Origin of the sequence: Pseudomonas sp. IT-P253 (genome assembly GCF_949768125.1) — a bacterium.
Lineage (GTDB): Bacteria > Pseudomonadota > Gammaproteobacteria > Pseudomonadales > Pseudomonadaceae > Aquipseudomonas.
In genome coordinates, this window is sequence record NZ_CATKPT010000049.1 from 1 (window position 1) to 9,117 (window position 9,117).

At 60.1% G+C, this 9,117-nt stretch carries 5 protein-coding genes and 1 pseudogene; 1 reads left to right on the forward strand and 5 read right to left on the reverse strand.

What is annotated here, in order from left to right; translation table 11 throughout:
- Positions 1-107: 107 nt before the first annotated feature.
- Genes ACM6IR_RS22275 through rluC form a run of 3 tightly spaced genes read right to left on the reverse strand, consistent with a single transcriptional unit; the run spans position 108 to position 2,733 of the window.
- Entirely contained in the window at positions 108-1,097 is a 990-nt protein-coding gene (locus ACM6IR_RS22275; protein ID WP_414909692.1) for a S49 family peptidase, read from the reverse strand.
- A gap of 21 nt (positions 1,098-1,118) precedes the next feature.
- Entirely contained in the window at positions 1,119-1,784 is a 666-nt protein-coding gene (locus tag ACM6IR_RS22280) for an HAD-IA family hydrolase (RefSeq protein WP_414909693.1), read from the reverse strand.
- The gene (gene rluC, locus ACM6IR_RS22285; RefSeq protein WP_131062732.1) at positions 1,771-2,733 is read right to left on the reverse strand and encodes a 23S rRNA pseudouridine(955/2504/2580) synthase RluC; all 963 of its coding nucleotides are present in this window, start codon (positions 2,731-2,733) and stop codon (positions 1,771-1,773) included. Before rluC ends, ACM6IR_RS22280 begins: the two co-directional genes overlap by 14 nt.
- 700 nt (positions 2,734-3,433) lie before the next feature.
- On the opposite strand from rluC, the gene rne reads away from it, so the two are divergent.
- On the forward strand, positions 3,434-6,658 hold the full coding sequence (gene rne / locus ACM6IR_RS22290) for a ribonuclease E (protein ID WP_414909694.1): 3,225 nt from the start codon (positions 3,434-3,436) through the stop codon (positions 6,656-6,658).
- Positions 6,659-6,738: 80 nt separating this feature from the next.
- Here the strand turns inward: rne and ACM6IR_RS22295 are convergent, their stop codons facing one another.
- Both ACM6IR_RS22295 and ACM6IR_RS22300 read right to left on the reverse strand, forming a co-directional pair.
- Positions 6,739-9,054 (reverse strand): molybdopterin cofactor-binding domain-containing protein, encoded by a 2,316-nt coding sequence (locus tag ACM6IR_RS22295; RefSeq protein ID WP_414909695.1) that lies wholly within the window; start codon positions 9,052-9,054, stop codon positions 6,739-6,741.
- Positions 9,051-9,117 (reverse strand): annotated as a pseudogene (locus tag ACM6IR_RS22300) ((2Fe-2S)-binding protein); the annotation flags it as partial. The pseudogene ACM6IR_RS22300 and the gene ACM6IR_RS22295, both read right to left, overlap by 4 nt.

Here is a 9,117-nt window from a genome sequence, read left to right on the forward strand (position 1 = left end):
ACTTTACGACTGCTGCGCAGCCGGACGCAGGCTTCGCCAGCTGCTACAGAGACCGTGCAGACATAAAAAACCGGCCAGGAAGGCCGGTTTTTTATGCAGCCAGAGAATCAGCGCAGCGACGGACCGTGAAAGCCCATCCACATTGCCAATTGCTCCGCCACACTGGCGCCGAGCTTTTTCGAGAAGCGATCAAACGGCGATTCCTGAACGGTGAAATCCACCAACTCTTTCTCGCCAATCACATCGCGAGCGACCGAACTGGCATTCCCCAAGCCATCGATCAAACCCAGCGGCAACGCCTGCTCACCACTCCAGACCAACCCGGAGAACAGCTCCGGATGCTCCTTGTCCTTGAGGCGGTCGCCACGGCCCTGCTTGACGCTGCTGATGAACTGCTGATGAGTGGTATCGAGCACACCCTGCCAGAACTGGGTTTCGTCAGGCTTCTGCGGCTGGAACGGATCGAGGAACGATTTGTGCTCGCCAGAGGTGTAGGTACGACGTTCGACACCCAGCTTCTCCATGGTGCCGACAAATCCGTAACCGGCGGCTGTAACGCCAATGGAACCCACCAGGCTCGCTTTGTCGGCGTAGATCTGGTCCGCCGCACTGGCAATGTAGTAAGCACCGGAGGCCCCCAGGTCCGAGATCACCGCGTATACCTTGGTCTCCGGATGCAGGCCGCGCAGGCGGCGGACCTCGTCATAGACGTAACCCGACTGCACCGGACTGCCGCCCGGGCTGTTGATGCGCAGGATGATGCCCTTGACCTTCTCATCCTCGAAGGCCGCGCGCAGGCTGCCGACGATGTTGTCAGCGCTGGCCGGCTCCTTGTCGGCGATCATCCCCGTCACATCGATCAGCGCGGTGTAGTTGGCACTGCGGGTTGCGGCTTTCTCCATGTCCATCAACGGCGTGAACAGAATCAGCGCGCCCAACAGGTACGCAAACGTCAGAAACTTGAAAAAAATACCCCAGCGACGGGACCGGCGCTGCTCCTGCACGCTAGCCAGCAAGGTCTTTTCCAGCAACTGCCAGCTTTTCTCGTCACCGCTCTGCGCGCTCGCCTTGACGGGCGCTTTCCATTCGTCGGTCATGACATTTACCCCAGAAAAAATCTAATTAACCTGCTGACCCAGCCAGGCATGCAATTCTGAAAAACGATCAATGACCAGAGCAGGCTCGAACAGCTTCAACGCTTCGATCGATTGAGCGCCGTAACTGACCGCTACCGAATCCATACCGGCGTTGCGCGCCATCTGCAGGTCGAACGACGAGTCGCCGACCATCAGCGCTTGCTCCGGGCGAACCCCGCAATGCGCGAGGATTTGCTCAAGCATCAACGGATGGGGCTTGCTCGCAGTTTCGTCGGCCGCACGGGTAATGTCGAAATAATCTTCCCAGCCGTGGGATTTCAGCACCCGATCCAGCCCCCGACGGGCCTTGCCGGTCGCAACCGCCAGGTGATAACCCTCAGCCCGGAAAGCGCGCATCGATTCCACCACACCTTCGAACAACGGCGAAGGTACGGCTTCAGAGGCGATGTAATGATCCGCATAATACTCACGGAACGCGATCAGCTCGACATCGCTTATCTCGGGATACAAGGTGCGGATCGCTTCCGGCAAGCCCAGGCCGATGATGCCTTTGACGGCGAAATCATCGCGCAACTGAAAACCGGAACGCTCGGACGCAACGTGCATCGCCTCGACAATCCGACCAATTGAGTCAGCGAGAGTACCGTCCCAATCGAAAATCAGCAGCTTGTAATCAGAGGGGTGCACTCAGGCGCTCCACGGTTTTAGCCCACATCTCGTCGACGGGCGCCTGCAACTTCAACTCACCGCCATCCGGCAGCGGAACGGTCAGCAGGTAGGCGTGCAGAAACAGGCGCTTGCCGCCCAGATCACGAATTTCTTTGCTGAACCCCTCATCGCCGTACTTGGTATCACCAGCGATGCAATGTCCGGCGTGCAGGGTATGGACGCGGATCTGGTGGGTCCGACCGGTAATCGGCTTGGCTTCGATCAGAGTGGCGAAGTCGCCAAAGCGACGCAACACCTTGAACACGGTCACAGACTCCTTGCCCTCCTCCTCGTCGACCTCGACCATGCGCTCGCCGGAGCGCAGATTGCTCTTGCCCAGCGACGCACGGACTTGCTTGATCGAGGCCGCCCAGTTACCGCGGACCAGCGCCATATAGCGCTTATCGACGCCATCGCCGCGCAATGCCGTATGCAAGTGACGCAACATGCTGCGCTTTTTGGCGATCATCAACAGGCCGGAGGTATCACGATCGAGACGGTGAACCAGTTCGAGTTCCTTGCAATCCGGACGCAACTGACGAAAGGCTTCGATCACGCCATAGGTCAAGCCACTGCCACCATGAACCGCAATGCCGCAAGGCTTGTTGATCACGATCAGCGCCTTGTCCTCGAAGACAATCGAAGCTTCGAGTCGCTGCAACAGGCCCTGGGCCAGCGGCACCGGCTCGTCGCGCTCGGGCACGCGAACCGGCGGCACGCGCACGATATCGCCCGCCTGCAGCTTGTATTCGGGCTTGATCCGACCTTTGTTCACTCGCACTTCGCCTTTGCGCAAAATGCGGTAAATCAAGGTCTTGGGCACGCCTTTGAGCCGAGCGAGAAGGAAGTTATCAATACGTTGGCCGGCATATTCCGGCGAGACCTCCAGCAGTTGTACGGCTGGGGTCGAAGGGGCTGTAGTCGTCATGGTGCGGATGATAACAATTTTTTATGGAATTGAAGCACTTAATCATTGCTGCTATAGTCGCGAACGCCGCCAAAAGCGGCCTGGACAGCGGACCAACGGTCAAAAACCGGCCCTGACCAACGCAATTCACCAGGACGCGAGGCCGTCCTACGGGGCTTTCGCTACGTAACGGTGGAGTTTGCAGGTGTAACGAGCGCAGGTGACATGAGGCCTGAAGCATGCCGCAAAGCAGAGTTTTCACTCGCCTTGTGAGCAAATATTCACGGCCAGTTCACAAAGTGCAGTCAGCTGCAAACGACCCCGAGCGAACGCTTCGGAAACAACGCCTAAATTAGCCATGATGCGTGACCTCCCCTTTCGGAGCTCACGGTAAATGCCAACCCGCTGCGGATTCTGCGCGCGGCAGCACCCGAATTATCAGGGATACGTGTAGGGTGGAGATGCACAACCGCTGGACTGTGTAGCAATAGGCTTTATCAAGACGCTTCATCTCGTCCACAGCCGCTGGTTGATTCCTCCTCCTGACTGAGTGCTTAAGTAGCCACAGCAAGCAGGACGCGTACGTCGCGACGCCGGCCCAATTGGTCGGGGTTCGCTAGACACTGGAGTGTCCAACCACTCCTGACGCACCTGACACCGACCGTGAGAAGTCGTGTGTGCCGAACGCCGTTTCCGGCAGCCCGGAAACCGACGGTACTACATGAAAAGAATGCTGATTAACGCAACTCAACCCGAAGAGTTGCGCGTTGCGCTGGTAGATGGCCAACGCCTCTACGACCTGGACATCGAATCCGGTGCACGCGAGCAGAAAAAGGCCAACATCTATAAAGGCCGGATTACTCGCATCGAACCAAGCCTTGAGGCTGCCTTTGTCGATTTCGGCTCTGAGCGCCATGGCTTCCTGCCCCTCAAAGAAATCTCCCGCGAATACTTCAAGAAAGCCCCTGAAGGCCGCGTCAACATCAAGGACGTCCTGAGCGAAGGCCAGGAAGTCATCGTTCAGGTCGAAAAAGAAGAACGTGGCAACAAGGGCGCAGCCCTGACCACGTTCATCAGCCTGGCCGGTCGTTACCTGGTTCTGATGCCGAACAACCCGCGTGCCGGCGGTATCTCCCGTCGCATCGAAGGTGAAGAGCGCAACGAACTGCGTGAAGCCCTGAACGGCCTGGTTGCTCCAGCCGACATGGGGCTGATCGTTCGTACTGCCGGCCTGGGCCGCAGCAGCGAAGAAATGCAGTGGGACCTCGATTACCTGCTGCAACTCTGGACCGCCATCAAAGAAGCCTCGCTGGATCGCTCCGCGCCTTTCCTGATCTATCAGGAAAGCAACGTGATCATCCGTGCTATCCGCGATTACCTGCGCCAGGACATCGGCGAAGTGCTGATCGACAGCGTCGAAGCCCAGGACGAAGCCCTGACCTTCATCCGCCAGGTGATGCCGCAGTACGCCAGCAAGATCAAGCTGTACGAAGACAGCGTTCCGCTTTTCAACCGTTTCCAGATCGAAAGCCAGATCGAGACCGCCTTCCAGCGCGTCGTTGAACTGCCTTCCGGCGGTTCCATCGTTATCGATCCGACCGAAGCCCTGGTGTCCATCGACATCAACTCGGCGCGCGCCACCAAAGGCAGCGACATCGAAGAAACCGCCCTGCAGACCAACCTTGAAGCCGCCGAAGAAATCGCCCGTCAGTTGCGCTTGCGCGACATCGGCGGCCTGATCGTCATCGACTTCATCGACATGACCCCTGCCAAGAACCAGCGCGCCGTGGAAGAAAAAGTCCGCGAATGCCTGGAAGCCGACCGCGCTCGCGTGCAAGTCGGTCGCATCTCGCGCTTCGGCCTGCTGGAAATGTCCCGTCAGCGCCTGCGTCCATCCCTGGGCGAAAGCAGCGGCATCGTTTGCCCGCGTTGCAACGGTACCGGCATCATCCGTGATGTCGAATCGCTGTCGCTGGCAATCCTGCGCCTGATCGAAGAAGAAGCCCTGAAAGACCGCACCGCCGAAGTTCGCGCCCAAGTGCCGATTCCGGTTGCAGCTTTCCTGCTGAACGAAAAACGCAACTCGATCACCAAGATCGAACTGCGCACCCGTGCCCGCATCGTCATTCTGCCGAACGATCACCTCGAAACGCCGCACTTCGAAGTTCAGCGTCTGCGCGATGACAGCCCGGAAGCCAGCATCAACCAGTCCAGCTACGAAATCGCTGCTGCCGCTGCTGAAGTTGAAGAAGTGCAACCCGCAGCCGCGACCCGCACCCTGGTTCGCCAGGAAGCCGCGGTCAAGACTGCGCCGGCCCGCGCCAACGCTCCGGTGCCAACCGAAGTCGTCGCCGCCGCTCCTGTTGTCGTCCCCGTTGCCGCGCCTGAGCCAAGCCTGTTCAAAGGTCTGGTGAAAACGCTGGTTAGCCTGTTCGCGAGCAAAGAAGAGCCTGTTGCTCCGGTTGTGGTTGAAAAACCGGCTGCCGAGCGTCCTGCCCGCAACGAAGAGCGTCGCAACGGCCGTCAACAGAGCCGCAACCGTAACGGTCGCCGCGATGAAGAGCGCAAGCCTCGTGAGGAACGTGCACCGCGTGAAGAACGTGCACCCCGTGAAGAACGCGCACCCCGTGAGCCACGCGAAGTCCGCGAAGAAACGCCAGCAGTAGTAGCCCGCGAAGAACGTGCCCCACGTGAAGAACGTGCACCACGCGCTCCTCGTGAAGAACGTGCACCGCGCGCTCCTCGCGAAGATCGCAAGCCACGTGGCGATCGTGAAGAGCGTCCGGTTCGTGAACTGCGCGAGCCTCTGGATGCCGCTCCTGCCACTCCTGCCGCTGCTGTTACCGCTGAAGAGCGTCCAGCTCGCCAGCCACGCGAAGAACGTGCGCCACGCCCTCCGCGTGAAGAACGTCAACCTCGTGCCGAGCAAGCCGTTGCCGCGGTTGCCGAAGAAGAACTGCTGACCAACGAAGAGCAGCTGCAGGAAGACGGTCAGGATGGCGCCGAAGGCGATCGTCCACGCCGCCGCTCCCGTGGCCAGCGTCGTCGCAGCAACCGTCGCGAACGTCAACGCGATGCCAACGGCAATGTGATCGAAGGTTCGGAAGAATCCGAGTCCGCCGAAGCTAACGAAACGGCCGAAACCAGCGCCGCGCCAAGCGCTGCCGATCTGGCCGCCGGCCTGGCGGTTACCGCAGCCGTTGCCAGCACCGTGATCAGCGCTCCAGCTGAAGCCCAGGCCAACGAGCAAGCCGAACGCGCCACTGCCGCTACGCTGGAATCTGCTCCAGTCGAAGCGCCAGCCGTTGAAGCGACCACTCCGGTTGAAGTAATCGCCGCTCCGGAAATCGAAGTGGCGCCGGTTCGCCAGGCCCAGCCTGAAGTCGAAGTTGCTGCCGAGCCTGCCGTCATCGTCGAAGCGCCTGCAGTGGTTGCAGAACCGGCCGCCGAAACCGTAGCCGAGACAGTGACCGAAACGGTTCGTGAAGTTCGCGAAGAGCAAACCGCGTTCAACTGGGTTGCCGAAAAGCCAGCTCCAGCGCCAATTGCTGAGAGCGAGACGACTGAAGCCATGGTTTCCGAGCCAGTAGTGGCTGCCGCCGAACCTGCTCCAGTTGAAGCGTCGGTTGTCGCTGAAGTCGCTACGCCGCAAATCGAAGTCGCGGCTGTCAGCGCCCTGACGCCAAGTGGCCGTGCGCCGAACGATCCGCGTGAAGTGCGTCGCCGCAAGCGTGAAGAAGAGCGCCTGCAGAAGGAAGCTGAACTGGCTGCCGCTGCTGCTCCCGTTGTTGCTGAAGTCGCCGAGGCTGCTCCTGCCCCGGTTGCTGAAGTCGCCGCTGAGCCAGTTAAATCCGTTATCGACGAAGCACCGCGCTCCGTTCAGGAAGCGGTAGAGCAACACGAGCAAGCCCTGGAAAAAGAGCACGAGCCTAAACCGCTCGCCTGATTCCATCGGCCACTAAAAAGCCCCGCTTGGTGATCCAGGCGGGGCTTTTTTTATGCCTGTTGTCTCGTCCTGAACAAGGTTTACACGGTCTGCCAACCTTGCAGCTGATGACGAACCGGCAGGTTGCGGATGCGTTTACCCGTGGCCGCGAAGATCGCGTTGCACAGTGCCGGCGCAATCGGTGGCACACCCGGTTCACCCACACCGCCCAGCGGCACGTTGCCCGGCGGCGTTACCAGATGCACAGCGATTTCCTTCGGCGCCAGGGACATCCGCGCCACTTCGTACAGGTGGAAGTTGTCCTGCTGAACCTTGCCGTCCTTGAAGCTGATTTCCCCCAGCACCGCGTTGCCCAACCCCATCACGCAGGCGCCTTCGAACTGTGAGCGGATCCGCTCAGGGTTGATCTGAGGGCCGCAATCCACCGCAATATCAGCCTTGTGCACGATCAACGTACCGTCGGCATTGACTTCAACCTCGATCACTGCCGCCACATAGGTGACAAAGCAGTAATGCACCGCCAGGCCCAAGCCTCGGCCCTTGGGCAATTCACGGCCCCAACCGGCGGCGTTGGCGGCGGTTTCCAGCACAGTGCGCATCCGCGCCGTGTCGATCGGGTAACGCTCCGGCGATTCGCCGTAGTTCCACTCTTCGCCTAACGTGCGAGGGTCGATCTGTCGGTCCGGGCCCAGCAAGTTGATCTGGTATTCCAGGGGATCCTGACCGGCCTTATGCGCCAGTTCATCGACAAAACCCTGGATTGCAAAGCCATGGGGAATGTTCGACACCGAGCGATACCAACCGATCCGGGTGTGCACCCTCGCTGGCGGGTTTTCCAGGCGCACGTTTGGGATCGCGTAGGCCATGTTGGTGAACCCCATCCCCAGTTCTGCCGCACCTTGGTGAATGACATCAGGCGCAAACAAGGCCGTCATACTCGGCGCCACTGTGCGATGCAACCAGCCGGACGGCCGACCATCACCGCCCAGACTGGCTTTGAGGTATTGCAGCGATACGGTATGCAGGTAGCCGAAGTGGAGATCGTCTTCGCGGGTCCACTGCACACGCACCGCCTTACCGGGCAAGGCCTTGGCCAGAATCGCGGCCTCAAGCACATAATCCGGCTTGGCTTTACGACCGAACCCGCCGCCCAGCAAGGTGACATTGATCGTGACGTTTTCAGCAGAAATCCCCAGGCGCTCGGTGACGATATCGCGAGCTCTTTGGGGCGACTGAACCGGCGCCCACACTTCGCAGCGCCCCTCATTGAAGCGGGCAATAGCGACCATAGGCTCCATCGGCGCGTGGGCCAGATGAGGCATATAGTAAACGGCCTGCAGCGTGCTATCGGCACCGCCCATAGCCTCGTCGATGTTACCGGTGTTGCGCACCACCTTGCCGGGTTTGAGAGACGCAGCTTCCAGTTCATTACGATAAGCGATCGAGTCGTAACGGGCATTGGGACCATCATTCCACTCGATTTTCAGTGCCTCGCGCCCCTTGATCGCCGCCCAGGTGTTACTGGCCACCACCGCCACGCCGCCCAACGGCTGAAAACCGGACGGCAACGGGCGTGCCTCTATTGGCAGAACCCTGATCACACCCGGGACGTTCATCGCGGCGCTGGCATCAACGGACTTGACCGTGCCGCCATACACCCGGGGCCGGGCAACGGTCGCGAAAAGCATGCCGTCGAAGTGCACGTCGGCCCCATAAATTGCCTGACCACGGACAATGTCCGCACCATCGACGGCAGCGTTCGACTCTTTTCCGATATAACGAAACTCCGACGGTTGTTTGAGTCGCAAGCGGTCACGGGCCGGTACCGCCAATTGTCCAGCCGCCGCAGCCAGTGCCCCGTAACCCAGTTCGCGGCCAGACGGCTTATGAATGACTTTGTGCAGTTGTGCGTGGCATTCGCTGAGCGGGACCTTCCACTGTTCGGCGGCGGCCTGTTCAAGCATTGCACGAGCCGAGGCGCCGCAACGACGCATCGGTTCGTACCAATGGCGCATGCTCCGAGAGCCGTCCGTATTCTGATTGCCGTAGCGAACCTCATCGCCCGGCGCCTGGCGGACCACGGTTCGCGCCCAATCAGCCTCAAGTTCGTCGGCGACCACTCGCCCCAGGCTGGTGCGTATTCCCTGCCCCATCTCCGAACGGTTGCAGATCACGGTGACCGTGCCATCGGTGACAATGCTGATGTAAACCTTGGGATCATCGATCCAGCCATTGGGCATAGCGTCAGCGCCATACTTCTTGTTTTTTTCTTCGCCCAGGGCATTCTGCCAACCCCAGCTTGCCGCCAGCACTAACGCCCCGGTGACCGCGACCCCCTTGATAAATCCACGGCGACTGAGATTGCTCAGCGCGAAATCATCCGTTAACCGACTCATGCCTTGGCCTCCTTCAGGTGAATGGAGGCCTGGCGGATGGCGGTCTTGATGCGGTTGTAGGTA